Below are 24,310 nucleotides of genomic sequence, written 5' to 3' on the forward strand. Positions count from 1 at the left end.
TCGACGCGCACCTGCCCCAACCACAGCGGGCAGGTGCGCGTCAGCGCGTGACGGACTCTGGTACGCGTCGTGGACGATCCATACCATGGAGGCGTGGACGAGATCCTGGCCAACACAGTGCTGTTCGCCGGGCTGCGTCCGGATGCGGCCCGCACCTTGGAGAAGGTGTCGCAGCGGCGGCGTCTCGAACGCGGCGAGGTCGTGTTCCGGCTCGGCGATCTCGGCACGTCGATGTATGTGATCATCCGCGGCAAGATCGGGATGACCCGCCCCAACGGCGCGGACCGTGACAGTCTGCTGGCCGTACTGGGTCCCGGCGACCTCCTCGGCGAGCTCACCCTGTTCGACCCGGCGCCGCGCAAGGCCACGGCGACCGCGCTGACCGACCTCGAACTGGCCGAGTTCACGGCGTCGGCCGTACGCCAATGGCTGCAGGAGGAACCCGACGCGGCATGGCACTTCCTGCAACTGCTCGCTCGCCGGGTCCGGCGCATCAACGACGCCCTGGAAAATCTCCTGCACGGCCACATCCCGCACCGCGTCGCCCGCATGCTCCTCGATCTGGCCGAGAAGTTCGGTACCCCGACATCCGAAGGCATGCGCGTCGACCACGGCCTGACCCAGGAGCAACTCGCCCACTACGTGGGGGCATCACGCGAGAGCGTCAACAAGTCCCTGTCCGAACTCGCCAGCCGGGGCGTCGTCCGCCTCGAACCCCGTTGCCTGGTCATCCTCGACCTCGCCAGACTGACGCACAAGGCGAACGCGTGACCGTGCTCGGTGCCGGGAGCGGCTGAACGGCCGCACGGCTCCTGACCCAGAGGAGCCGTGCGGCCGTGGTGTGCGCCGGATGCGGAGTCTGCCGCTCACTTCCCGCGGTGGAGTACGCCGCTACTGAGACGTGCCGTCGACCCGCACGCGGAGCAGCTCCGCGGTGATGGGAGCGCCGAGTTGACGCAGCAGGCCCAGCTCGTCACCGAAGAACCAGGCCTCGGCGACCAGGCCCTCCTCGATGCGCCACACGCCGCACTCGAGGACCTCGAGCTTTCGGTGGGTGGCCGGGATGCCGAAGAGCCGGCCGGTGTGGGTGCCCCGCAGGGTCCACACCGCCCATACGCGGTCGTCCTTGGCGATGACGTCCTCGATCGTGTCGACGCGGTCGGAGATCGAGTGGGCGTCGTATCCCCGGCCGTCCTTCATGCCGGAGATGTCCGCCAAGGACGCGAATCCCCAGCGGTGATGGCGCATGCCGGGGCGCATGAACGTCCTGCGCTCGGCGAACGGCACCGACCGCAGCCGCAGGATCAGGTCGATGTTGGCCTGTTCCTGCGGGGTGTAGCTGAGTGGATCGACGTCCGGCGGCAGCGCCGCGGCGACCAGGCTGCGGACCGCGCTCATGCCGCAGTCCCCGCCGGGTCCTGTTCGACCACCCAGTCCAGGACGGTCCGGCCGAGGCAGGTCTCGTCCAGCTTGGGCAACAGCGCGGCGTGGACGGGGTGCTTCTGGTAGCGGTCCAGCGCGTCCTCGTCCACCAGGCGTACCAGCATGCCGTGCGTGACCCCTGCGTCGAGGGACCGCTTGTGGAAGTTCGGGCCGACGGTCAGTTCGATCAGGCCCGGCAGGACGGTGATGTCCTCGGCGAACTCGGCGAGCGCCTCGGTCACCGCCTCCTCCGCGCCCGGTCGCGCCTTCACGACGACGATGTGTTCGATCATGGTGGCTTCCTTCTGTTCTACAGCGCGTTGACGGTGATCCCGCCGTCCACGACGAGCGACGTGCCCGTGATGTAGCCGGCCCGCCGGGATGCCAGGAAGGCCACCGCGTCGGCGACCTCGGCCGATTCGGCCCACCGGCCGAGCAGCACGCCGAGCTTGGCGAGGTAGGCGTCGAGGAACTCCTCGGTCGTCCTGCCCGCCTTCTCCGCGGCCGCGGTGGCCCAGCCGGCCCGCCACTCGGTGGCGACCAGTCCGGGGACCACGGCGTTCACGGTGATCCCCTCGGGCGCGAGGTCGCGGGCCAGGTAGCGGGTGGCGTGGTGCATGGCCGCGTTGTTGAGGCCGTGGGTGAGGGCTCCCTCCCAGACCGTCTCGCCGGCGACCCCGCCGATGTTGACGATCCGGCCGGCTCCGCTCTTGTCCAGCAGCGGGTGCAGCGCCCGGATGATCCGGAGCATGCCGACCGTCTTCACGTCCAGGTCGCCGGCCCAGTCGTCGTCGTCCCAGAACAGCTGCCGGTCGAGCCGGCGCATCCGGTGCCCGGCGGCGATCACGAGGATCTGCACGCGGCCGAACTCCAGCTCGATCTGGCGGGCGGCCGCCTCGACCGAGGCCCGGTCGGTGACGTCGGCCTGGATGCCGACGACGGGCCCAGGGTGTCCCAGCGCCCGCAGCTCGGCCACCGTCTCGTCGAGGGTGGTCTTGGTACGGGCGAGCAGGACGACGCCCGTGCCCTCGGCGAGCAGCGCCGCGGCCGCGGCTTTGCCGATGCCGGTGCTGCCGCCGGAGACGACGGCCGTGGAGCCGGCGATTCCGAGATCCATGCGAGTCTCCGATCGCTCGGTCAGGACTGGGTGAGGACGAGCTCGATCTCCAGCGTGATCCGGACGAGGTCCGACACGATCGCCCCGCCGGAGTCGAGTGCGGCGTTCCAGGTGACGCCGAAGTCCTTGCGGTTGATCTCGGCGACGGCCGAGAAACCGGCCCGGATCGCGCCACGGTGCGAGATCACCCCGCCGAAGACGGTGTCGAGCACCACCGGCCGGGTCACGCCCTTGATGGTGAGGTCGCCCGGGATGTTCCAGCGCCCGTCGGCCGTCGGCTCCGCCGGGCCGCCGGTGAAGGTGATGACGGGGTGGGTCTCCACGTCGAGGAAGTCCGCGGAGCGGATCAGCTCGTCGCGCTTGGGGTGACCGGCGCTCACCGAGGCGACGTCGATGTCCGCGCGTACGGTCGCGCCGAGCGGGTTGTCGGCCGGGACGTCGACGGCGCCGTTGACGGCACCGAACCGGCCGGTCACCCGGGCCACGGTCATGTGCCGTACGGAGAACTCGACGAGCGAGTGGGCCGCGTCGATGGTCCAGGCGCCGGGCTGGAGCGGAGTCTCGGTAACGCTGTGCAGGGTGGTCACAAGGTTCCCCTTCTCGGGTTTCGTGAGCGGTGTGGGGTCGGTCAGCTGGTGGTGGCGGAGTACGCGACGTGCTCGGCGGTCTGCACCGGGTCGGTGAAGCGGGGCATCACCTCGTCGATGAAGCGGCGCATCGAGCGGGCGCCGAGAGCCGGGCTCATCTGCCCGTAGAGGAAGACCAGCGTCATGTGGCCGACGCCGGCGTCCTCGTACTCGCCGATCTTGCGGGCCACGGTCTCCGGGCCGCCGACGATCATGGCCTTCTCCAGGAAGCCGTCCCGGTCCACGGCCGAGACGCCGACGATGCTGTTCTTGAACCCGGCCCCCTTCGCGGTCCCGCCGAACGACTTCTTCGACTGCTCCGCGAGGTAGTCGAGCGGACCGGCGACGTCGGCCATCGCGGACTCGTCGCTCTCGCCGACGTAGACCATCTTCTGCACCATCGACCACTCCCGGGCGAAGGCGAGCGTCTCCTCGTCGTGGCCGGACGCGTTCAGCGTGTCGTGGTAGAGCCGCCACTTGCGGGCGGTCTCGGGCACGGCCTCGCGGGCGGTCATCAGCACCCACCCGCGCTCGGCGGTGTGGACGATGCCCTCGTCGGACAGCGCGGCGCGGCCGAACCGCGGCCCCGGCCTGGTGTACGGGGCCGGCATGATCCGGCGGGTCAGCACGCCCTGGGAGTGCGGCGTGGCGTACTCCAGGTCCGGATCGTCCAGGGTCTTGCGCGTGGCCTGCTCCGCGATCCGGATGACCTCGTCCATGAGCGCGCCGCGCTGCATCGGGTCCCGGCCGAGACCCTTGTACTCCTGCGGGGAACCGCCCGTGCCGACGCCGATGATGCACCGGCCCCGGGTGAGGATGTCGAGGGTGTTGCACGCCTCGGCGAAGTTCATCGGGTTCCACAGCGCCGGGACCGCGACCGACAGCACCACGTGCGCGTTCGTCAGCTGCGGCGCCAGGTACGCCCCGAACGTGAACGGGTTGCCGTAGGTGTTGTAGCCGGTGAAGTGGTGCTCGGTGAGACACACTCCGGCGAATCCGCTGCGGTCGGCGAGTATCGCCTGCGCCGTCACCGCGTCGATCACGTCGAGGTCGTGGTCGGGCCCCGGGGACTGGGCGTTCAGGTATACCGAGAAACGCATGACGGTCTACTCCTTGGATCCGATGGATGCGGGATCGAACGGTGCGGGGCCTCGTCGCGGTGGATCTTGGGAATCGGGGTGGCGCAGATGGTTCGCCACCTCCGTGCGGAGCTTGACGAAGTCGGCCGTGGCCCTGGTGGCGATCTGGTCGCGAGGCGTCGGCAGCGCCACCGGGATGTCGGCCGCGACGGTGGCGGGCGGGCGGGTCAGCGCGATCACCCGGTCGGAGATGTAGACGCTCTCGTCGATGTCGTGGGTGACGAACAGGACCGTGACACCGAACAGGTCGCGCACCGCCAGGGTGAGGTCCTCCAGGTCGACCCGGGTCTGCGCGTCGACGCTGGCGAACGGCTCGTCCATGAGCAGGACCTTGGGACGGCACGCCAGGGCGCGGGCGATGGCGACCCGCTGTTGCATGCCGCCGGACAGCTGCCAGGGGTAGCGGTCGGAGGCGTCGGCCAGGCCCACCGCCTCCAGGGACTCCTGGACCCGCGCCCTGCGCTCGGCGCGCGGTACGTGCGTCGCCTTCAGCGGAAACTCGATGTTGGCGCCCACCCGCAGCCACGGGAACAGCGAGCGGCTGTAGTCCTGGAACACGATCGCCAGATCGGTGGGGACTCCCCGTACGGGCTCCCCCAGCACGCTCATCTCGCCCGAGGTGGGCTTGAGCAGGCCGGCGACACAGAGCAGCAGAGTCGACTTGCCGGTGCCGGACGGCCCGACGATCGACACGAGTTCCCCGGGGGAGACCGTGAAGGACACGTCGGCGATCGCGTGGTGCGTCATGCCCTTGGCGACGTACGTGTGCGACAGCCCGCTCACGTCGATCACCGACGTCCGGGTCGTTTGCGCGTCGGTCACTTGCCTCGAACCCCCTTGTGCCAGCGCAGCAGCCGGCTCTCGACGGTGAGAAAGACGGTGTTGACCAGGTAGCCGGCGACGGCGAGCAGCACCATGGCGGCCCACATCCCCGTCATGTCGAAGTGCTGCTGGGCGGTGATCAGGCTGAAGCCGAGACCGCTGGTGGCCACCACCCACTCGGAGAGCACCATGAGGATCAGCGCGAGGGCGAGCCCGATGCGCATCCCGGCCGCGATGGCCGGCGCGCTCGACGGCAGCACCACCTGCACCAACTGGCGCCACCGGCTCAGGTGCAGGGCCCGTGCGCTGAGCCGCAGCCGGGGATCGACGGAAGCCGCCGCGGTCATGGTGTTGAGCAGGACCGGCCAGACGCAGCCGAACGCGATCAGCGTCACCCGCATGCCCGTGGACGCCCCGAACAGCAGCAGGAAGACGGGTACGACAGCCGGGGTGGGCAGCGCCCGCAGGAACTGCGCCGGCGGGTCGATGATCTGACGCGCGGTCCGTACGGCGCCCGCCAGGACCCCGACCGCCGCGCCGATCAGCGACCCGAGCAGCCAGCCCGTCAGCATCCGTCCCATGCTCGGCGCGACGTCGGCCATGAAGGCCGCGGTCACGAACAGGTGGGTGGCCGGGCCGGAGAACCAGTCGACGAGGATCCGGTGGAAGATGTCGGTCGGCGGCGGGAAGAACAGGTTGCCGGCGTCGCTCGCCGCCCACTGCCAGACGAGCAGCAGCAGGACGAGCACCCCGAACCGCGCCACGGCGCCCTTGCCCAGCCTGGCCAGCAGACGGACCTGGCGGGCCGCCGGCCGGCGGATCAGGCCGGCTGTCGTCAGGGTCATGACGTCCCCTCTCGTCCGTGCCACGGGAACGCGCGCCGTTCGATCGCGGTGGCCGCGGAGTTCACGGCCAGGCCGAGCAGTCCGGCGACCGCCACCGAGGCGTACACGAGGTCGGCGTGGAAGCCGCCCCGGCTGGAGTCGAGGATGAACGCGCCGATCCCCTGGGTCGTACCGATGATCAGTTCGGCTGCGACCGTGACCACCAGCGCCAGGCTGACCGCGATGCGCACACCGGCGCCGATGGCGGGCGCCGCCGACGGGATGACGACGGTGCACACCCGGCGCGGCCACGTCGCCCCGAACAGGCCGGCCGTCTGCAGAGCGACCCCGTCCACGTCCTGTACGCCGTGCACCGTGTTGAGCAGGATCGGCCAGAAGACCGCGATGGCGACCGCGAGGACCACACTCGTCTGCCCGAGCCCGACCGTGAGTGTCAGCAGCGGGATGAGCGCCACCGCCGGCAGCGGTCGCAGCACGTCGATCACCACCCGGGTGGCCCGCAGGGCCGCGGGGAACAGCCCCAGCAGCAACCCGCAGATCACCGCCGCCGGCGCGGCCACCACCATCGCGAGCCCGGCCGAGGCGAGCGTGTGCCCGATGTCGGACAGGAAGCGCGAGGCGGTGAGCAACTCGCCGAGCCGGGCCACGATCGTGGTGGCCGGTGGCAGATAGCGCGGTTCGACAAGGCCGCACCAGCTCACCAACTGGTCGGCGAGGCAGATCGCGAGAAGGCCGACCAGCCCGCGGACGAAGGCGCTGCGCGCCGCCGCCCGTGCGCCCCGGGCGGACCGGCCCGGGTGCCGTGGCGCGGCCGTCGAGGCCGTCGCGGTGCTCCGCGCCGTGCCCGCGCCGCCCTCGCCGGTCTTTGTGCGGGCCCGGGGCCCCACCGTCCCCGGGCTGGTCGTTTTCCAGGTGGACATGACCGGTCAGCTCCCGGACGGGGCCGGCGCGGCGAACGACTTACCGGCGTCGATCTTGGCGGTGAGGAGGCCGTTGGCCACCATGAGGTCGGCCAGGGACTGCAAGGCGGCCGTGTCCGTCACGTTCTGGATGTACGTCGGCAGCGTGATGCTCTTCGCCAGTTCGTCGGTGACGCCGCTGTATTTGGGGATGAGCGCGCGGACGACGCTCTGGTCCGCGTCCGCCTTCCGGTTGGCGGCGGTGAGACCGTCGCGGAAGGCGGTGACCGCCTTCGGGTTCTTCTGCACGTACGCGTTGGTGGCGACGTACGCCCCGATCAGCATGTCCTTGTTGCCGCCGGTGAAGACGTCCAGCACCACGTTCGTCTTGAGGTGCTGCTTGATCTCGCTCTGGAACGGCTCGGGCGTGCACACCGCGTCGGTGACCTTGTTCTGCAGGGTGCTCTCGTGGTCGACCTGGGGCACCGTCACGAGCTCGACCTTCTTGGCGTCGACGCCGGCGGCCTTGAGCAGGTTCGGGACGGCGAGGGCACAGGAGGAGGTGGGCGAGGGGATGGCGACCTTCTTGCCGACCAGGTCGGCCGGCTTGGTGATCCCCGAGCCGGATCGGCTGAGCACCCGGATCTGACCTGGCGCCCCCTGGTCACCGAGGGCGACGATCGAGATCGGCACGCCCTTCGCCTGGGCGGCGAGAGCGTCGGGCACGGTCGCCCACACGATCGGGTACGCGCCGGACATCAGCCCGACGATCGTGGACTGGGCGCCCTGGTGGGTGTGCATGGCGACCTTGATGCCCGCATGTTCGAACGTCCCGGACGAGGCGCCGTACGCCGCGGCGGCGCTGGAGGCGTTCGGCGGCGCGTCGACCGTGATCGTCGACGCGGTTCTACCGGCCGCGGCCTGGGTTCCGCCGCCGGGCGCGGCCGACGTCGCCCCCGGAGAACCGGAGCAGGACGCCAGGGCCGACACCGAGACGGCGGCCGTAATGACGTACACACATCGAGCGAGTCGGCCCGGCCGACATGTTTGTGCTCGGCTTGTCATCGACGATGCACCTTCCCTTCACTGTTGCCGGAGTGACGGGTGCGGCCTCGACAGCCCCCGATCGCAACGGTCCGCACTGACGGTTGCGCTGGTGAGTGCCCGGCGGAATGACTGCTCGTCACCGCTCGGGAATGAGCCTCTAACGACGCCGAATAAAAGCCGACCTCGGCCGCACGGGTCAATGAATCTCCGTGTGGAATCCTGCACTTCGCGACGGCCGACGAATGTCTTGACCCGATGCCGCGCAGCGTGAATTGTTGAAGGGATCTCCGCCTCCGGCCGGGGAGGTTGCCGTTTGCCGGCGATGGGCCGGGTTGCGGGCGGAGCGCGGCACCTGAGGCGAAAGCGGCCCGACGGGCGGCTCCCGCCGCAGGTGGCGAGGTACCTGGTGACGGCGCCGGCGCCGCTCGCGGGCGACGACCACGCACCCGCACCGTGTCGGATTCTGCACAGAAGATTGTGCCGGGCCTGTATTCCCTGCTTCGCTGAACCGGCGATACCTCTCTGCCATGACATTCGAGGAGTCCGAATGAGCACGGCGTTCACCGACTGCATGTCGATGTCCCCCATAGTCAATCTGGCGGGTTACGGAGTTGAGGCCGACCATTTCCGATCGCTCGCCGCCGCACTTCCGACGGGCGTCACCGTCGTCACCACGCTGATGGCGGACGGCGCGCCGGTCGGTATGACGTCGGGTGCGGTGTGCAGCCTGTCGTGCGAACCGCCGCTCGTGCTCACCTGCATCGCGAGGGGTTCGCAGACGCTTGGGGAGATCAAGCGGCGGCGGAGCTTCTGCGTCAACGTGCTGGCGTCCGGCGCGGACGCGATCTCGAACCGGTTCGCGGCCTCCGGCGGTGACAAGTTCTCCGGCGTCGACTGGCGGCCCGGGCCGGGCGGCCTGCCGGTCCTGGCCACGGGCACGACCGCGCACGCGGTCTGCGAGCTGTACCAGGTCGTCCCCGCCGGCGACCACGAGATCGTCATCGGGCTGATCGTCGCCGGGGATTCCGACCCCTCGGGATCGCCGCTCGTGTACTACCGCCGTACCTACGCGGGGTTCGACGCCCCTGCCTGAGCCCGACCCGTCCGGTTCGGTGATCGCAGGTTCAGGGGCCGTTGACGTATCTCGGGGCCCGTTCGCCGTGGAACGGTGATTGACTGGCCCCGGCAGTCACCGCACCCACCGCGCAGGAGAATCCCGCAGCCATGAGCCAGCCCTACACGTACGAGTACAAGGTCGTCACCTTCCGGGAGTCGCTGATCGGCGATGCCCTGGACGCCGGCAAGCTGGAGAAGGTCCTCAACAAGCATGCCGAGGACGGCTGGGGGCTGAAGGCGATAACGTCCGCCGACGTGAAGGGGCGCATCGGGCCCGGCGCGGTCGAGGGACTTCTGCTCACCTTCGAACGGCCGCGTCAGTAGGGACTGCCGTCGTCGGCCGTCCCGGAGGACGGCCGTCAGCACGTGGGGGCAGCGGGCAGTCCCGGACAGATGGTCCGTTGAGCGAGAACGCGGCCGTGATGACGTCTCGCCTGTCATAATCGCGGCAGGCCTTGGTCATCAAATGGCGGTGCGTCAACGCGTTCGGGAGCCTGCGACGCCGCGCGGCAGACCGTGCGACCTTTTCCGCGCGGAGGAAACAGGCGTCCCCGTGTCGTTGCGGGTGAGGACTTGCCTCATGTCGGGTTCTCACCCGGCGATGCGCCGGGGCAGGGGATGAAACGGGGGTGGTGTGATGGCGGACGTCGTCGCGGTGCATGGGATCTTCGCCAACAGGTCGAGCCGCAGCGAGATGCACGACTCGTGGCTGGCCGCTCTGCGCGAGGGCCTGGAGAACGTCAGGTTCGACGAGGCCGACGAACTCACCATGGAGTGCGCGTTCTACGGGCACCTGTACAACGACGGGAAGGCCGGCACGGCCTGGCAGTACGTGCTCGGCGACCTGCGTCCGGGCGTCGAGGAGGATCTCCTGGTCGCACTGGCCGAAGCGGTCGAGGACCCGTCACGCGAGGCGGTGGGCAAGGCGGGATACGCCCCGCGGGGCGTGCAATGGGCGATCCGCGTTCTCCAGTCGCGCAAGTTCTTCGGCGGCACGGCCGCCGGGATCATCGGCTTCGTCAAACAGGTGGCCCGCTACCTGCGGGACGACGACTTCAAGAAGGCGGTCAGCGCCGAGTTCAGCGCCGCGATGGAGTCCCGGCCCCGCCTGGTGATCGCCCACTCGCTGGGGAGCGTCGTCGCCTACGACTGGCTGAGGTCCCACTCCGCGACGTCCGCGACCACGCTGATCACCCTCGGCTCACCGCTGGGACTGCGCCCGGTGCTGCGCGAACTGCATCCGTTCGTCGACGCCTGTCAGGCTCCCTGGCCCACCGGCATCGCCACCTGGGTCAACGTCGCCGCGAAGGAGGACGCCGTCGCCTCGGTCAAGGAGCTGCACGGCCTGTTCGCGGGGAAGATCCATGACTTTCCGGCGTCCAACTCCCGTGGCACCGCCCACGATGTCACGGCGTACCTGAAGAACGTCCACACCGCGCGATCGGTGAAGGTGGCACTTGACTGAGGGCGCGCGGCACCCGGGTTACTTCTGTATTTCCGGACGCCCCGTGTACGGCGGGTCGTTCGCGAACCTGGAGAAGGTGCCGGAAGAGGTCAGGGCCGTCCGTGCGGGCCTCGGCGCGCTCGGCCTGACCGAGTTGTTCCCCGGTGCGGACGGCGACGGGGACGCGCTGTCCCACAGCGACCTCCGGGACGCCCTGCAGAACTGGAGCGGGGAGGCCGCCAAGTACACGGGCCCGCGAACGGCGACCCTGGTCGTCTACGCGACGGGCCACGGCTTCAAACTGAGAACGGACTGGGTGCTGGCGCCGACGGAATACGAGGCACCCGACAACCAGCAGGACATGGACGACCGGGCTGTCACGAAACCGGCCGAACTGATCAGGGCGTTGTGGCAGCGCAGAGACCTCGCCCAGGTCCTGCTGATCCTGGACGCGTGCGGTGCCGCCCCCGGTGGTGAGCAGGCCCTGCTGGACACCATCGCCCAGGCCGTCCACCGGAACGACGACGACCAGTTGGACCTGTGGGTCGTGGCGGCGGCCCGGCGCACCGAGGAGGCCCTGGAGACCGTCTTCTCCCAGGCCCTCACCACCGCGTTGCGTGACGCCGCCGTCCCCTCCACCGACCGACCGCACCTGGACCTGACCCAGGTGATGGAATCCGTACAGGAAGCCCTGGCCCGCACCAGCCAGCGGGCGCGGACCGTGGCCGGGCACGGTGATCCACGCTGCCGTGCGCTGCCCAACCCCCGTTACATGCCGACCGAGTTGCCGACCTGGATGCCTCCCGGTTGGGGCTGGGTCTCCCGCGGCGTGGTCAACGACGCGGCGCCCGGCTGGTACTTCACCGGCCGCGACGCCGAACTGCGCACCCTCCTCGACCACCTGACCGGCACCGGAACGGCCCCCGTACTGTGGCTCACCGGCTCGCACGGCAGCGGCAAGACCGCGCTCCTGGGCCGCATCGTCACCACGGCGTCCGGCGAACTGCGTGACAGGCTCCCCGTGGTGGCCCGGCACGGCGTCCTGCCGGCCGGCGACCTGACCCTGGCCGCGGTCGACGCCCGCGACGGTACGCCCGACCGGCTGGCCGCCGACATCGCCAGGTCCCTCGGGCTCACCTCCACGAGCGTCCCCGGTCTGCTGGCCGAGCTCAGGAAACACAGCCCAGGAGCCGTCCGCGGCATCGTCGTCGACCACCTGGACGAGGCCAGGGAGCCGGTCACCGTACTCACCGAACTGGTCGAGCCGCTCGCCGCGTTACCGGCCGTCCGGGTGGTGGTGGGTGCCGCTCGGCAACTGTCCGACCGCCCCGCACGCCTGATCCTCGACCTGGACGCCCCGGTGCACCAGGGGGCCTCGTCCGTGGGCGCCTATCTGCGGACCCGGCTCGCCTACGCCGGGCAGGTCCCCGACGGTGTCGTCACCGCCCTCGAGAAGATCTGCGGTGGCTGCTTCGCCGCGGCCGTCGCCGCGGCGGACATCCTGGTCCGGGAGGGCACCGGAGCGCTGGAACGCGCACGCGAGGCCGCCGTCGTACGGCTCGACGGCCTGCTCCGCCGCACGCTGCGGGAGTTCCTCCCGCAGGCCGCCACAGCAGTGGCGGACACCCTGACCGCGCTGTGCTCCTTCGGCGACGACCTCTTCCTCGATGTGCGGACCTGGGCCGCCGTCGCCTCACGTCTCGCGAGTACGGCAGGGCCCGCTCCTGTCGCCGTTCCTGTTTCGGCGGTGGAGCTGGCGGCCTGTCTGCCCGCCTGCGGGACCCTCCTCGTGCGGCGGGACGCCCCCGCCGGACAGCCGGAACAGGGGGACGCCGGGGACGTCCACGGCGCATGGCGGCCACGTCACCCGGCGCCCGCCGGCGCGCAGGGGCCCCGCCGTACCGTGCTGCGCCACCTGCTCGACGAGCTCCGTGTGGCCGACCACGGCTGGGAGAACGTCCCGCCGCACCTGCTCGCCGTCCTCGCCGCCGCCGTGGCCGACCCCACCAGCGGTATGCAACTCCTGCTGGACGACCCCGACTTCCTGCTCGCGCTGCCCGGCCCCACCATGACGCGCACCGTGCGCGCCCTGCGCGGCCCGGACCAGGCGGCCCGCACCGCCGTATGGAACAGCCAGCCCCGGCGCGGGACACCGCAGCAACGGCGGTTCGCCCTCGCCCTCGCGGCCACCCGGAGGAGTCTCACCGAACTCGCGCGGGCGGTCGGACCCGTCAGCACGCCCGGCGGGTCACTGGAGGTGCTCTGGGCGAACCCGGGAGTCCGTGACCGTCACGCGACCACGCGCGTGTCGGCCGCCGGGAAACCCGGACCGGGCTCCCTCATCACCGCGCACGACGACGGCACGCTGATCTGGTGGAACGGCGCCAGCGGTGAGCAGGAGGCGTCGAGGCCCGGGGCCGGACCGCTCAGGGACCTGCACGCGATATCGGACGCCGGGGATCCGGGGGAGAGCGAAGCCGGCGGTGACCTGGAGGGGAGCGAAGCCGGCGGTGACCTGGAGGAGGGTGAAGTCTCCGGGAAGCCGGAGGAGGGCGAAGTCGCCGGGGACGCCGAGGGTGCGTGCGCGCTGCTCGTCCTCGCGGACGGCTCCGTGCTTCGCCGCACGCGGGACTCCTCAGGCGACGGTCAGGTGCTGCGACAGGGGACCGGCGAGTTGCCCGGACCGTCCGCGTCGCACCCGGCCGGCCTGCTCGCCCTGGCCGAGGGCGACACCGTCGAGTTGCTGTCCGCCACCAGCGCCGACCCCGTGCGCGCCGAAGTGTTCCGCAAGCCCGTCGTCGCCCTGGCCGTGGCCGGCCGGCGGGACGACCCGGTCGTCTGGGTGGCCACCCTCGACGGAGTGGTCCACCGGTGGGCTCCGGCAGGTTCGGCCACTCCCAGGAGGGTGGCGCTGTGCCCGAATCCCGTGCGGCTGGTGGCCTCGGCCGACGGCGAGACCGCGGCGATCGTGGACGCCGGTGGCGCCTGCACGTTCGTGGGGGGAGCCGCCCCGCTCGCGGGCTTCGTGCCACCGCTCGGACACGCCGTACGGGCCGTTCACCTGACGGCCGACTGGTTCGCCGTCGCCGGCGGCGACCGGGACGACAGTTGGCTGGACACCCACAGCACCGTCAACGGACTCGGCACCCGCTGGCCACTCGACGGACTGCCGGCCGGAATCTGCTCGCACGGCCCCGACGGCCTGATCGTGGCGACGTCCCGCGCGCTCGCCCTGCTGCGCGCCCGGACCGGACGAAGCCCCGTGCCGGGCGGGCCGCGGTAACGGCACCAGGAGGTAATCGGGATGGCAACAGCACCACACTCCGCGGCTCGTACGCCCGGCAGCGCGTTCGTCCGCGATCGGCTGGCCGGAGTCCTCCTGCTGCTGAACCGTGCGGCCACCCAGGACATCGGCGGACCCGAACTCGCGGTCGCACTGGGGGAGTTCGACCTCGACGGCGACTGGATCGGCACACTCGTGAACGGGCCGGACGCCGCCGCCGTCGTCGCCTCCCTGCCCGACTGGCTGACGGTGACCGAGAACAGTGGCCTCGCCCTCCTCGCCGATGCCTACCTGGACGGTGACGCGCAGGGTGCCTCGGCGGAGTCTGCGGAGCCCGACGAGGCGGCGGGGACGCCCGCCCCCATACGCCGTGTCATCGATCAGCTGTCCGACGACGTGCTGGAGCAACTCGCGACGTTGTGGGCCCACGGCCCCGCGGCCTCCTCGCCCGAGGACGACGGCGACGGCGATGGTGATGGCGACGGCGATGGCGATGGTGACGGAGAGGGACCCCGGAGGGGGCCGACGCACGCGGCGGTGTTCGATGCGCCCGGCGGACACCTCGCGATCACCTTGACCGGCGAACCGGCCACGGCGGGGACGCCGACTGCCACGGCGGAGAACGCGGCGGGCACGGAGAACGCGGCGGGCACGGAGAACGCGGCGGGCACGGAGAACGCGGCGGGCACGGAGAACGCGGCGGGCACGGAGACCGTACCGGGTGTGGAGATCACGGCGGTGACGGCGGCCGGGGCGGCACCGGCCGTGGACGGTGCGGGCCCGGCCGGGAGGCCCGCGTGGGTCCGGCCCCTCGAGTGGGCCGGACCGCACCTCATGGCCGCATGGGAGGCGGTGGCCGGGCTGCTCGCGACGCTCGGAGTCGCCGGCCCGGCCGCGAGGCCGCCCCTGCCGGCCGGAGTGTGGCCCGCCTGGCAGCACGCCGACGACCCCACGATCGCGCTCGGCTACGCGCTCGACATCCTCGCGGCGGCGACAGAACTGCCGTCCCGCCCCGACGTCCTGGCCGTAGGCGCCCGGACGGAGGGGCAGAGCTTCGCGCCGATGGCGGCGCCGGAACTGTCCGCCCGAGTGGAGGCGCTCGCGAAGGTCGGCGTCACCACCGTCCTCGCCCCCACCGCGAGCGGCTGGGTCCTGGCAGGCCCGGGAGACCGCAGTACGGCCCTCGCCGACGTGCCCGCCGCCCCGACCCTGGACGCCGCCGCCACCGCCGTCTGGGGCGAGCGCTGGGCCGACTGGAAGCGTGCCCGCCACATCGAGGAGCTGGCCCGCCTGGGCTGGGTGCCCGATCCGCTGGAGCCCCGGCCCGGCGACATCCCGATGGACGAGGCCGACGACCTGGTCGGGTTCTTCCACGGGACGAAGCAGAAGAAGCCGGAGCCGGCCCCCGCACACGGCAAAGCGGGCAACGCGGGCAACGCGGCCAGGAAGCAGGCCGGCACCCGGAAGCGGACCGTGCAGGGCAGGCGCCTGGCCGTCGTCGGCGGCGCCGCGCGCAGTGGTAAGACCACCATCGCCCGGCTGCTGGCCGAAGAGCTGCGCGGCGAGGGCTGGCAGGTGCAGGCGCTCCGGTCCCGGCACGGCGAACTGCCCGACCGGGACCCGCTGATCGAGGCCTGCCACCACGCCACCGCTCTGCTGGAGCACGACGGGACCACGCCGTTCCTGCTGATCCTGGACGGTCTGCTGCCGCTCCAGGGCGGCAACAACGCGGTCGGCGCCCTGCTGCCCATGGTGTCGGAAGCCGTCCGGTCGAGCGTGCTCGCCGTTCTGGAGTACGACATCTCGGCCACCAACGAGTGGAAGACGGACAACGTCGACATCGTGCCGTCCATCGTGGGCAAGCAGCGCCTGAGGGACTTCGTCGAGCGGGCGAACCGCGCCCACCCCGGCACTCTGGACCGCCGGGCCGGGCTGGCCGAGGTCGAACGGGAGGACGGCACCCGGGACCCCGGAGTGGTCATCAGGAAGATGGGCGCCGAGGGAGGCGACGACCCCTTCCTCGCCTGCTTCGACGAACTGGGCGGCCGTCGGGAGCAGGAGGCCGTGGCTCGGGCCGCGGCGACCTCACTGATCCATGCGGGAGTTCCCGAGGAGACACTCGCCGACCTCACCGAGGAACAGCGGCAGATCCTTGGTGTCGAGTCCCTGGCCGGGCAGGGACTGGCGAGGATCGCGAGCGTCGAGGACAGCGAGCGGATCCTGCGACGGGCGCTGCAGATCGAGGAGGACCCCCACGCGCCCGACCTGGTTCCCCCGGCGGCTGAGCGACGGGTGCGGGAGAAGGTCGTCGAGCTCGTGCGGCCCCAGGTCGAGGAACTCATGCGCGAGGCCCCCCGCGAGGTCCTGCCGTGGTTGCTCGGCGCCCGGCTCTACCGTGCCCAGGTCGCGGCCGATCTCCTCGCCCGCACCCGCGCCGACCGCACGCTCCACGACTGGCTCCAGCGAGCGCAGGCGGCGGAACTCGCCCGCTGCCTCACCGCGCTCGGCACCTCGCTCGACGAGGAGACGACCGACGACTTCGTCCTGCGGCTGACGCAGTTGCTCAAGGAGGACCCCTCACCGCTGCGGCTGCACGACCTGGTGAATGTCATCCGTGGAATCCGGCACGCCATGTCCACCGGCCGGCTCGACTTCAACGAGGTCGCCCCGTGGCTGAAGGTCCAGGTGAACGTCGCCGTCGACAGCGGCGAGGGAACCACGCAGGAACGCCTGCACCTGCTCAGTCTGATCGAGTGGTTCCAGAGCGCGGAACTGAACGAGATCATCGTCAAACGGGTCGCGGAGGTCGTCACCGGCCTGAGCCCCACCTCGGCCGCCGACTACTTCCTGGTGCTGCAGGCCCTGAGGCTGCAACGCCGGCTGTGGCGGCGCGTGGCGGAGGACACCGACGTCCATTACGAGGACGCCGCCGGATACCACCCGGTCGACCGGGAACCGGGTCCGGAGATGCTGGTCGACTACCGGGTCAAGGCGGAGGACGGGTTCGCCGTCATGCTCGCCGGGATGATGTTGCGCCGTCAGGTGGAGCGGACCGAGTGGGCCGAGATGATCGACGAGTACCAGCACCTGCTCCAGCCCGCGCTCGACCACAGCAGCCCTCGCGACGTCATCACCGCGCTGCAGGAGCTGCGGCGGACCTCGGGCATGCACCGCAACGAGATCTTCAAGCGGGCCGTGGACACCAGTTGGGACCGGGGCCGCTACCTGGACGCGCTCCGCACCCTGCTGCGCCGCGCCTCGCCGATGGAGACCGTCGAACTCCTGCGTGTCGTGCAGAGTCTGCACGCCTGGTGCGCCTGCCTCCTGCTGTCCGCCCCCACCGGGCGACCGGTGCGCAGTGCCGCCGACCTCGAACCCGACGAGAAGTTCGTGACGAAGCTCGCCCAGGCGGCGAGGAACGACCCCCGGGCCGCGGGGATGCTGCTGTCCGTGACGTACGCGGTGGAGGATCCCTACCACCAGCGGGGCAGGACCTTCGCACAGCGGCTGGGCGACGCGTTCGGCGAGCCGACCGTGGTCGACTGGCTGCAGCGAGACCCTCGCCCGTCCGTGAAGTACCACGTGGTGAAGGGGTTGTGGGAGGCGCAGGTGTCGTACCGGGCGACCTGCCTGGACCTGATGGTCGACCTCGTCGCGCAGACGCTCACGACGTCCCGGCGGGTGTGGGGTCCCCGGCTGGCCCTGCGGCTCGGAGCCGACCCCGAACTGGGCGCGGGCTTCCTGCAGCGGCTGCGCGAGAAGGTCGGCATCGACGACCTGCTGGCGGGCATGAGCGTCTGGTATCCCCCGGACGCGCAGGCGGAGTTCCATCGACTGGCCCGTGCCCTGTATCCCAACGCCGCCCACCGGTACGCCCAGACGTTCGACGTGCGCGAACTGGCGCAGCGGCTGGCCAACGCGCAGACCATCCCGGTCGCCGAGGCCTGCCGGGAGATCGCCCGCACGATGCGGCACACCGACGGGATCTCCGGGGCCGCCCTCCTGCAGAAGACCAGCAAGATCGTCGACCGGCCGGACGTCTGGCTCGACCGGCTCGACTCCGTGCGGACCGGCGGGGAGTTCGCGCAGCTCCTGCATGTCCTCGACCATGTCGACCGGGGATTCGTCACCCGGCTGCTCACCAAGTACGGCGGACTCACGATGCGCACCGTCCACTCGACGCAGGAGTCGCGGCTGGCCTGGCGGACGCGCAGCGAGATGTACCAGAACCCGGTCGCGGCGGCCGGGCTGCTCGCGGCCCTCGAGGACGTGGCGGGACTGGGCGAGCCCGTCTACCGGGGGCTCACCGGCGACGCGATGCTGATGAAGATCTTCACCGAGGAACTGCAGCTGCTGCAGAACCCGTCCGAGCAGTACACGGCGGCGCTGCACCTCGCGCGGATAGGGGTCGGGCCCACCCAGGCGCTCCACACGGACTGGACCACGATGACGTACGAGCTGAAGAAGCTCATCATCACCACCGTCTCCAGCCCGCGGGTCATCCGGGACATCCTGCGCACCATGGCGCTGTGGGAGCGGCGCTGGGCACTCGAACTGGTGCCGAAGATCGACCACGTGAAGCTGGAACGGCGGCTGCGGCTGGGCATCCTCGCCGACCTGGAACCGGCCGTCGGTCTCGCCGCACTCCTGACCGGCCTCGACGACAATGTCGGGGCACCGGTGGTGTTCGAGGCACTCAAGGAGGTCGGCTGGGCGCGGGTGGTCGAGCACGTCGACGTGCCCGTGGGAGTGCTGCTGCTCCGGCTGGCGGCCCGGCTGCAGCCGCACCACGCCGGTGCCGTCGCCGCGGCCGTCAACGACCGGATCGTCTCCCTGCTCTCCCGCGAGATCGTCCTCGACGACCGGGCCATGTGGTGGGACGTGGGCCACGCCTGCCAGGCACTGTCGACCCTAGGCTTCGGCGTACGGAACCTCGGCGGTCCACCGGCCCGGGAGCCGCTGGTCGCCGACGCCGCGCCGGTCTCCCGCGCCCTGAGCCAATTGCCCGCCACCCCATGGCGCAACCGTCACCAGACCCTGGCGGTCGAACGTCTCCTCAGCCACCCGCCGCGCACGCCCCGCGACCTGACCCTGGCACTGGCCGGAGCCACCGCGGCCGGCCGCCTCGGCGAACTCCTCGACCGCCTCGGCGACCTCAGCCGCCTCGCCGACGCCTCGACCAGGGACCTGGCCGACCTGACCGAGTTCGCCGAGTCCCACCCCGACCTCGCCGTGGCGCTCCACCCGTACCGCGCCTGCTTCGAAGCATGTCTCCAGTCGGCCACCTCAGTCGCCTCACTGGACAGCCGCCGCCTCCGCCAGAGCATCACCCGACTCACCTCGGGCAGGACGGCGAACGATGCCGGCTGACTCACCGTCAGGCCGAGCCGTCGATCACGGCGCGGTGTGGGAAGGTGCCGCCCGGGACGGGACATACGGGCGGGTCGAGCGGGAACGGCGGTTCCTGCTCGCCGGCCCGCCGGCGGCGGCCGTCGTCACCGCCCGCCGCCGGATCACCGACCGGTACCTGACGGGCACACGCCTACGTCTGCGGTGTGACGAGAGCCTGGACAGCGGCACGCGGGTGTTCAAGCTCACGCAGAAGACGCCCGCCGAACGACCGGGTGCTGTCCAGGGGCTGGTCACCAGCATCACACTGTCCCCTCGTGAGTACGAGCTGCTCGCTTCGCTCCCGGCCTCTGCGCTGTCCAAGACCCGTCTGAGCGTGCCTCCCATGGGGGTCGATGTCTTCGAACCGCCGCTGCATGGCCTGGTCATGGCCGAGGCCGAGTTCGCCACGGACGAGGCGGCAGCGGCCTTCGTTCCTCCCGAGACGGCAGTTGCCGAGGTCACCGACGACATCCGTTTCGCCGGTGGCAGCCTTGTCCGGGCCCGCCGCTGTGAACTGGTCAGCCGGCTGGGCGAGTACGGGATCGACCTCCCACTGTCCGGGTGAGCCGACAACGCACACCACGATCGACAACCGCGGTCATGGGGGCGCGCACGCATGACCGGTGATCACGCCGGAACCCACGCCGTCGCGCACAGGGCGAGGTCCAGTTCGTCCGTGGAGCGCGCCGCGGTCAGCCAGGCTCGGGTGAAGCGGTCCGTGTCGGTCGGGAGGAGGCGGCCGAAGACGTCGCGGGAGCGCTCGGTCGCGGCCGCGTGGAGTTCGTCGAGGATCTCGCCCGCAGTCGAGATGCCGTGCCGGCTCAGACGTCGGGCGTCGAGGGCGACCTCGTAGTCGCCGGCCGACACCCACCCCATACGTGCCTTTCCGCACCGCGATGATCAAGTGACGGGAACTCTGGGCGAGGCCACTGACAACGACTGCCGGCCTCGAAGGACACACACCCCGGCGGAACCGGCCACGACGGTTTGTGTGCGAGTCGGGGAGTCCTCGCGGAGCCGGGAGCCGCCCGGAAAGGCGGGCGGCGCGCTGGGTCCCAGGTCACCGCGCGTGCCCGGCCGCGGGTCACCGGGAACGCCGTCGCCCGCCGTGGGGGAGGTGTGGGATCTTCGTCGGGGGCGCGCGGGCACCATGTGTGGATACCGTGAGTGAGCGTTCACCGAACCTTTCCCGCGCATGGCCGGAAGCGGCCTTGCTGGGCCAACTCGCCGCACAACTAGGGTGGAGCGAGCACTAGAGCATCAGGAGTCGCAAGCGCACTGCTTGACCCGGACACCGACCGTCCGGGCGTCGACGGGGGAACTGATGCGGTGCGCTCGACCGCTGCCGTCCAGGCGTGCGGACGTTTGCCGCGCCGATACGGAACATGTCCCTCCGCTGTCTTTCTCTTGGTGCCTTCGTCCGGTGCCCCAGACAGGGATTAGGAGGGGGAAAGCCGATGAGCGCGGTGAACGCCGCCAAGCCGACGTACCCCGGCGTCTACGTCGAAGAGCTTCCCAGCAGCACCCGCACGATCTCGACCCTGACCACGTCGGTGACCGCTTTCGTGGGTCACACCCGGCGCGGTCCGCTGAACGAGCCGGTACGCGTCACCAGCTTCGCGGAGTTCGAGCGCCGCTTCGGCGGGCTGAGCGCACGCAGCGCCGTGGGCTACGCGGTCCACCAGTTCTTCGGCAACGGCGGCACCGTCGCCGTCGTCGTCCGCGTCACCAAGGCCCGCAGCGGCAAGGCCGCCCGCGTCGCCCTCAAGTCCACCGAGGGGCACAGCGACAGCGATGTCCTCGAGGTGCACGCCAAGGAACCCGGCGCGTGGGGCAACGGACTGCGCGTGGCCGTCGACCAGGACACGCCCTGCCCCGATGACACCTTCAACCTGCGCGTCTACGATGCCCGCGGCGAGGCCCGGGAGAGCTTCACCGGCCTGTCCACGGACGCGTCCGACGACCGTTACGCGCCCACGGTCATCAACGCCGGCTCCCGGCTGATCCGCGTCGAGGTGGTCGGCGAGGGCCGCCCCGACCCGTCCGGGACCGTATCCAAGCCCTTCGGTCACCGTCTGCCCGATCTGGCCGTCGACCTCACCGTCAAGATCGGCGACGTGGAGCGGGAGTTCACGCTCTACGAGCCCGACTGCGACGGCGAAGCCCCGTCCTCCGTGGCTGAGTTGGCGCTGCTGCTGGAGCGCAAGCTGCGCGCCCTGCCCGACGCTCCGGGCAAGCACGCCTTCGCGGGCGCCGAGGTGACCGCCTTCGGCCGCCGCGTCCAGGTCGTCGCCGGCTCCACCGACCCCGAGGACGTCGTCCGCTTCCTCGGCGAGTGCGCCAACGACCTTGGCCTGGAGGCCTCCGTCAACCCGCCGGTCTTCCCGCTCGCGGGCGGCGAGGACGGCGAGGCCCCCGGACCGCGCGACCTCATCGGCTCCGAGGCCGACAAGACCGGCATCCAGGCCCTGCGCCAGGTCGCCGACGTCAACCTCCTCGTCCTGCCCGAACTCGCTGCGTACGAGAAGACCGAGGACGCCGTCACCGTCGTCTCGGCCGCCCAGCGGCTGTGCGAGGAGCGGCGGATCTTCCTCCTCGTGGACGCCCCCAGCACCTGGGTGAGCGTGGACTCGGCACGCGCCGGCCTCGCCGCCTTCGACGCCGTACGCGGCAACCACGCGGGCCTGTACTTCCCGCACCTGCAGCTCACCGACCCGCTCACCGGGCGGCTGCGCTCCTTCCCGCCCTCCGGCGCGGTCGCCGGCGTCATCGCGCGCACCGACTCCGAGCGCGGCGTGTGGAAGGCACCGGCCGGCACCGAGGCACGCCTCGCCGGGGTCCACTCGCTCACCGTCGGCCTCACCGACCGCGAGAGCGGACTGCTGAACCCGCTCGGCGTCAACTGCCTGCGCACCTTTCCGCTGACCGGCCCGACCGTCTGGGGCGCCCGCACTCTGGAAGGCTCCGACGCGCTCGACAGCGAGTGGAAGTACGTGCCCGTACGACGGCTCGCCCTGCACATCGAGGAGAGCCTCCAACGCGGCCTGCAGTGGGTGGTGTTCGAGCCCAACGACGAGAACCTGTGGCAGCAGATCCGCCTCACCGCCTCCTCGTACCTGCACACGCTGTTCCGGCAGGGCGCCTTCAAGGGCGGCACCCCGCGCGAGGCCTACTTCGTCAAGTGCGACAGCGACACCACGACCGCCGAGGACATCGAGAACGGCATCGTCAACGTCCTGGTCGGCATCGCACCGGTCCGCCCGGCGGAGTTCGTGATCGTCAAAATCCAGCAGACGTCCGGCCAGTTCGAGCTGTAGGCCCACGGGAATCTTGGAGAGCTGAAGGAATCCGATGGCAGAGTTCACCGTCAACGCCCATCGTTTCGACCCGTACAAGAACTTCAAGTTCCTGGTCCTGTGGGACGGTCGTACGGTCGCCGGCATCAGCAAGATCAGTCCGCTGAAGCGGACCACCGAGGTCGTCAAGCACCGCAACGGCGGCGACCCCTCCTCCCCGCGCAAGTCCCCCGGTCGCTCCGAGTTCGAGGGCATCACGCTGGAGCGCGGGGTCACCCACGACCCCGAGTTCGACCGCTGGGCCAACAAGGTCTGGCAGGTAGGCGCCGGCCTCGGCTCCGAGGTCTCCCTCGCCGACTTCCGCAAGGACATCGTCATACAGGTCCTCAACGAGGCCGGACAGGTCGCCGTCTCGCACAAGCTCTACCGGACCTGGCCCAGCGAGTACCAGGTCCTCGGCGAACTGGACGCCAACGCCAACGCGGTGGCCATCCAGTCGCTGAAGCTCGAGTGCGAGGGCTGGGAACGGGACTACGAGGTGCCCGAGCCCGAGGAGCCCTCCTTCCTCAACCCTGCCTGATCCGAAGTGAGTTGAGGAGAACCGGGGGAAACACATGGCGATCACCGGGGCGGCCGGGCTGCTGGCCACCTGGGAGGCGGGGCTCGCCGAGGCGCCCGCCGGGCGCGCCCTGCTGCTGCACCGCACGGCGCGCCCGACGGGCGCCGACATCACGGCCGTACCGCTGGGCGAACGGGAGTCCGACCTGTTCGCCCTGCGCCGCGCCCTGTTCGGGGAGCGGATGCAGGTACGGACGGAGTGCCGGGCGTGCGGCGCGGACATGGAGTTCGAGCTGGACGCCGGGGAGTTCGCCCGGACGCTGAGCGCACCCGCATCGCCGGTCGTACGACTGGCGGAGGACGGCTGGGAGATCGTCTTCCGGCTGCCCTCCGCCGCCGACCTGACGAGCGCGGCCCGGACCGCCGACCCGCGCGCCGCGCTGCTCGCCCGCTGCCTGGTCTCGGCCGAGCACGACGGGACGGCCCACCCGGCCGACGCGCTGCCGGTACCGGTGCGGCGGCGCATCGCCGAAGCCGTCGAGGCCGCCGACCCCGGCGCGGACGTGACCCTCAACATCGCCTGCCCCGAGTGCGGTACCGGCACCCGCGCCGAACTCGACATCGCCTCGTACCTGTGGACCGAACTGGACGCCTGGGCCAGGGACCTGCTCCTCGACGTCCACCTGCTCGCCACCGCCTACGGCTGGAGCGAGCCGGAGATCCTGGCGCTCAGCCCGCTGCGGCGCCGCTACTACCTGGAGCTCTGTGCGGATGTCTGACTCCTCCTCCCGGGCGCCCGAGGCGGAGCCCGACTTCCTCGACCGGCTGATCGCCCGGCACGCCGCACCGGCACCGGACGCGGTCCGGGTCCGGCCCCGGCTGCCCGGTCCGTTCGAACGCGTCGAGGCGGTCCGGGCCCGCACTCCGGACCCGGACGCCGCCGACTCCGCGCTGTGGCCCACCGCAACGACCGCACCCGCACCGGAACGGGACCTGCCCCGGCCGACGGCCGCCGAGGTCCGGCACCACACGGAACGGGAACGGACCGTCGTCCGCACGGAACGATCCCCTGTCGAACCGCAGGCGCGGCCGGCCCCGCGCCCGCTGCCCGAGGCACCGCTGCTGCGCCCCGTCGCGCCCCTCGCGCCGAGGCCGTTCGCGGCGCCACAGGCCGTTTCGCGCACGTCCGGGCGGGGAGGCCCGGCGGCGGGCGCGGACCGGACGGCGGCGTCCGCACCCATCCTCCCGGGAACGGACACCGCTTCCTCCACCGTCGTGTCCGCGGCGCCGAGGCCCAGCGCCGCG

Annotated in this window: 21 protein-coding genes; 11 read left to right on the top strand and 10 right to left on the bottom strand. The window is 71.4% G+C overall.

The window, feature by feature from the left end:
• Positions 1–93: 93 nt before the first annotated feature.
• Complete coding sequence (locus ACWD5D_RS41640) at positions 94–771, top strand: Crp/Fnr family transcriptional regulator (RefSeq protein WP_451377965.1); 678 nt, start codon at positions 94–96, stop codon at positions 769–771.
• Between the two features lie 120 nt (positions 772–891).
• On the opposite strand, the gene ACWD5D_RS41645 is transcribed toward ACWD5D_RS41640, so the two are convergent.
• Genes ACWD5D_RS41645 through ACWD5D_RS41685 form a run of 9 tightly spaced genes read right to left on the bottom strand, consistent with a single transcriptional unit; the run spans position 892 to position 7,887 of the window.
• Entirely contained in the window at positions 892–1,398 is a 507-nt protein-coding gene (locus ACWD5D_RS41645) for an ester cyclase (RefSeq protein ID WP_451377966.1), read from the bottom strand.
• A complete protein-coding gene (locus ACWD5D_RS41650) occupies positions 1,395–1,715 on the bottom strand; it encodes a Dabb family protein (RefSeq protein WP_451377967.1) in 321 nt (106 codons plus the stop codon). The genes ACWD5D_RS41645 and ACWD5D_RS41650 overlap by 4 nt, the downstream gene beginning before the upstream one ends.
• Before the next feature lie 17 nt (positions 1,716–1,732).
• Positions 1,733–2,539, bottom strand: a complete 807-nt coding sequence (locus tag ACWD5D_RS41655; protein WP_451377968.1) for an SDR family NAD(P)-dependent oxidoreductase — start codon at positions 2,537–2,539, stop codon at positions 1,733–1,735.
• 20 nt (positions 2,540–2,559) lie between these two features.
• Positions 2,560–3,126, bottom strand: coding sequence for a YceI family protein (locus ACWD5D_RS41660; protein WP_451377969.1), 567 nt, complete (start codon positions 3,124–3,126; stop codon positions 2,560–2,562).
• A gap of 41 nt (positions 3,127–3,167) precedes the next feature.
• A complete protein-coding gene (locus ACWD5D_RS41665) occupies positions 3,168–4,265 on the bottom strand; it encodes an LLM class flavin-dependent oxidoreductase (RefSeq protein WP_451377970.1) in 1,098 nt (365 codons plus the stop codon).
• A gap of 6 nt (positions 4,266–4,271) precedes the next feature.
• Positions 4,272–5,126, bottom strand: a complete 855-nt coding sequence (locus ACWD5D_RS41670; protein WP_451377971.1) for an ABC transporter ATP-binding protein — start codon at positions 5,124–5,126, stop codon at positions 4,272–4,274.
• The gene (locus ACWD5D_RS41675) at positions 5,123–5,971 is read right to left on the bottom strand and encodes an ABC transporter permease (protein ID WP_451377972.1); all 849 of its coding nucleotides are present in this window, start codon (positions 5,969–5,971) and stop codon (positions 5,123–5,125) included. Before ACWD5D_RS41675 ends, ACWD5D_RS41670 begins: the two co-directional genes overlap by 4 nt.
• Positions 5,968–6,891, bottom strand: a complete 924-nt coding sequence (locus ACWD5D_RS41680) for an ABC transporter permease (RefSeq protein ID WP_451377973.1) — start codon at positions 6,889–6,891, stop codon at positions 5,968–5,970. The genes ACWD5D_RS41675 and ACWD5D_RS41680 overlap by 4 nt, the downstream gene beginning before the upstream one ends.
• 6 nt (positions 6,892–6,897) lie before the next feature.
• Complete coding sequence (locus ACWD5D_RS41685; protein WP_451377974.1) at positions 6,898–7,887, bottom strand: ABC transporter substrate-binding protein; 990 nt, start codon at positions 7,885–7,887, stop codon at positions 6,898–6,900.
• 577 nt (positions 7,888–8,464) lie between these two features.
• Here ACWD5D_RS41685 and ACWD5D_RS41690 point away from each other — a divergent pair.
• The 6 genes from ACWD5D_RS41690 (at position 8,465) to ACWD5D_RS41715 (ending at position 19,716) form a co-directional block, all read left to right on the top strand.
• Positions 8,465–9,010, top strand: coding sequence for a flavin reductase family protein (locus ACWD5D_RS41690; RefSeq protein WP_451377975.1), 546 nt, complete (start codon positions 8,465–8,467; stop codon positions 9,008–9,010).
• A 131-nt stretch (positions 9,011–9,141) separates the two neighbouring features.
• Positions 9,142–9,357 (top strand): DUF4177 domain-containing protein, encoded by a 216-nt coding sequence (locus tag ACWD5D_RS41695; RefSeq protein ID WP_451377976.1) that lies wholly within the window; start codon positions 9,142–9,144, stop codon positions 9,355–9,357.
• A gap of 313 nt (positions 9,358–9,670) precedes the next feature.
• A complete protein-coding gene (locus tag ACWD5D_RS41700) occupies positions 9,671–10,498 on the top strand; it encodes a hypothetical protein (protein WP_451377977.1) in 828 nt (275 codons plus the stop codon).
• Positions 10,491–13,760, top strand: coding sequence for an AAA family ATPase (locus ACWD5D_RS41705; RefSeq protein WP_451377978.1), 3,270 nt, complete (start codon positions 10,491–10,493; stop codon positions 13,758–13,760). Before ACWD5D_RS41700 ends, ACWD5D_RS41705 begins: the two co-directional genes overlap by 8 nt.
• Before the next feature lie 21 nt (positions 13,761–13,781).
• The gene (locus tag ACWD5D_RS41710; RefSeq protein ID WP_451377979.1) at positions 13,782–19,130 is read left to right on the top strand and encodes a hypothetical protein; all 5,349 of its coding nucleotides are present in this window, start codon (positions 13,782–13,784) and stop codon (positions 19,128–19,130) included.
• Positions 19,120–19,716 carry a hypothetical protein gene (locus ACWD5D_RS41715; protein ID WP_451377980.1) on the top strand — a complete coding sequence of 199 codons (597 nt, stop codon included), beginning with the start codon at positions 19,120–19,122 and terminating at the stop codon, positions 19,714–19,716. Before ACWD5D_RS41710 ends, ACWD5D_RS41715 begins: the two co-directional genes overlap by 11 nt.
• A gap of 62 nt (positions 19,717–19,778) precedes the next feature.
• Here ACWD5D_RS41715 and ACWD5D_RS41720 read toward each other — a convergent pair whose 3' ends face one another.
• Positions 19,779–20,027 (bottom strand): hypothetical protein, encoded by a 249-nt coding sequence (locus ACWD5D_RS41720; RefSeq protein ID WP_451377981.1) that lies wholly within the window; start codon positions 20,025–20,027, stop codon positions 19,779–19,781.
• A 581-nt stretch (positions 20,028–20,608) separates the two neighbouring features.
• Here ACWD5D_RS41720 and ACWD5D_RS41725 point away from each other — a divergent pair.
• From ACWD5D_RS41725 to ACWD5D_RS41740, 4 genes are all read left to right on the top strand, one after another.
• Positions 20,609–22,468 (top strand): phage tail sheath family protein, encoded by a 1,860-nt coding sequence (locus ACWD5D_RS41725; RefSeq protein ID WP_451377982.1) that lies wholly within the window; start codon positions 20,609–20,611, stop codon positions 22,466–22,468.
• Between the two features lie 34 nt (positions 22,469–22,502).
• Positions 22,503–23,027, top strand: coding sequence for a phage tail protein (locus ACWD5D_RS41730; protein ID WP_362685951.1), 525 nt, complete (start codon positions 22,503–22,505; stop codon positions 23,025–23,027).
• Between the two features lie 34 nt (positions 23,028–23,061).
• A complete protein-coding gene (locus tag ACWD5D_RS41735; protein WP_451377983.1) occupies positions 23,062–23,784 on the top strand; it encodes a T4 family baseplate hub assembly chaperone in 723 nt (240 codons plus the stop codon).
• On the top strand, positions 23,777–24,310 hold a 534-nt coding region (locus ACWD5D_RS41740; protein WP_451377984.1), incomplete at its 3' end, for a hypothetical protein. The genes ACWD5D_RS41735 and ACWD5D_RS41740, both read left to right, overlap by 8 nt.

The organism is Streptomyces sp. NPDC002520 (assembly GCF_053595235.1).

Bases quoted from the DNA above. Each gene is read 5' to 3' on its own strand.
- ACWD5D_RS41710 (WP_451377979.1), top strand. From the start codon at position 13,782: ATGGCAACAGCACCACACTCCGCGGCTCGTACGCCCGGCAGCGCGTTC.
- ACWD5D_RS41700 (WP_451377977.1), top strand. From the start codon at position 9,671: ATGGCGGACGTCGTCGCGGTGCATGGGATCTTCGCCAACAGGTCGAGC.
- ACWD5D_RS41730 (WP_362685951.1), top strand. From the start codon at position 22,503: ATGGCAGAGTTCACCGTCAACGCCCATCGTTTCGACCCGTACAAGAAC.
- ACWD5D_RS41680 (WP_451377973.1), bottom strand. From the start codon at position 6,891: ATGTCCACCTGGAAAACGACCAGCCCGGGGACGGTGGGGCCCCGGGCC.
- ACWD5D_RS41725 (WP_451377982.1), top strand. From the start codon at position 20,609: ATGAGCGCGGTGAACGCCGCCAAGCCGACGTACCCCGGCGTCTACGTC.
- ACWD5D_RS41665 (WP_451377970.1), bottom strand. From the start codon at position 4,265: ATGCGTTTCTCGGTATACCTGAACGCCCAGTCCCCGGGGCCCGACCAC.
- ACWD5D_RS41695 (WP_451377976.1), top strand. From the start codon at position 9,142: ATGAGCCAGCCCTACACGTACGAGTACAAGGTCGTCACCTTCCGGGAG.
- ACWD5D_RS41720 (WP_451377981.1), bottom strand. From the start codon at position 20,027: ATGGGGTGGGTGTCGGCCGGCGACTACGAGGTCGCCCTCGACGCCCGA.
- ACWD5D_RS41735 (WP_451377983.1), top strand. From the start codon at position 23,062: ATGGCGATCACCGGGGCGGCCGGGCTGCTGGCCACCTGGGAGGCGGGG.
- ACWD5D_RS41645 (WP_451377966.1), bottom strand. From the start codon at position 1,398: ATGAGCGCGGTCCGCAGCCTGGTCGCCGCGGCGCTGCCGCCGGACGTC.
- ACWD5D_RS41690 (WP_451377975.1), top strand. From the start codon at position 8,465: ATGAGCACGGCGTTCACCGACTGCATGTCGATGTCCCCCATAGTCAAT.
- ACWD5D_RS41650 (WP_451377967.1), bottom strand. From the start codon at position 1,715: ATGATCGAACACATCGTCGTCGTGAAGGCGCGACCGGGCGCGGAGGAG.
- ACWD5D_RS41655 (WP_451377968.1), bottom strand. From the start codon at position 2,539: ATGGATCTCGGAATCGCCGGCTCCACGGCCGTCGTCTCCGGCGGCAGC.
- ACWD5D_RS41715 (WP_451377980.1), top strand. From the start codon at position 19,120: ATGCCGGCTGACTCACCGTCAGGCCGAGCCGTCGATCACGGCGCGGTG.
- ACWD5D_RS41675 (WP_451377972.1), bottom strand. From the start codon at position 5,971: ATGACCCTGACGACAGCCGGCCTGATCCGCCGGCCGGCGGCCCGCCAG.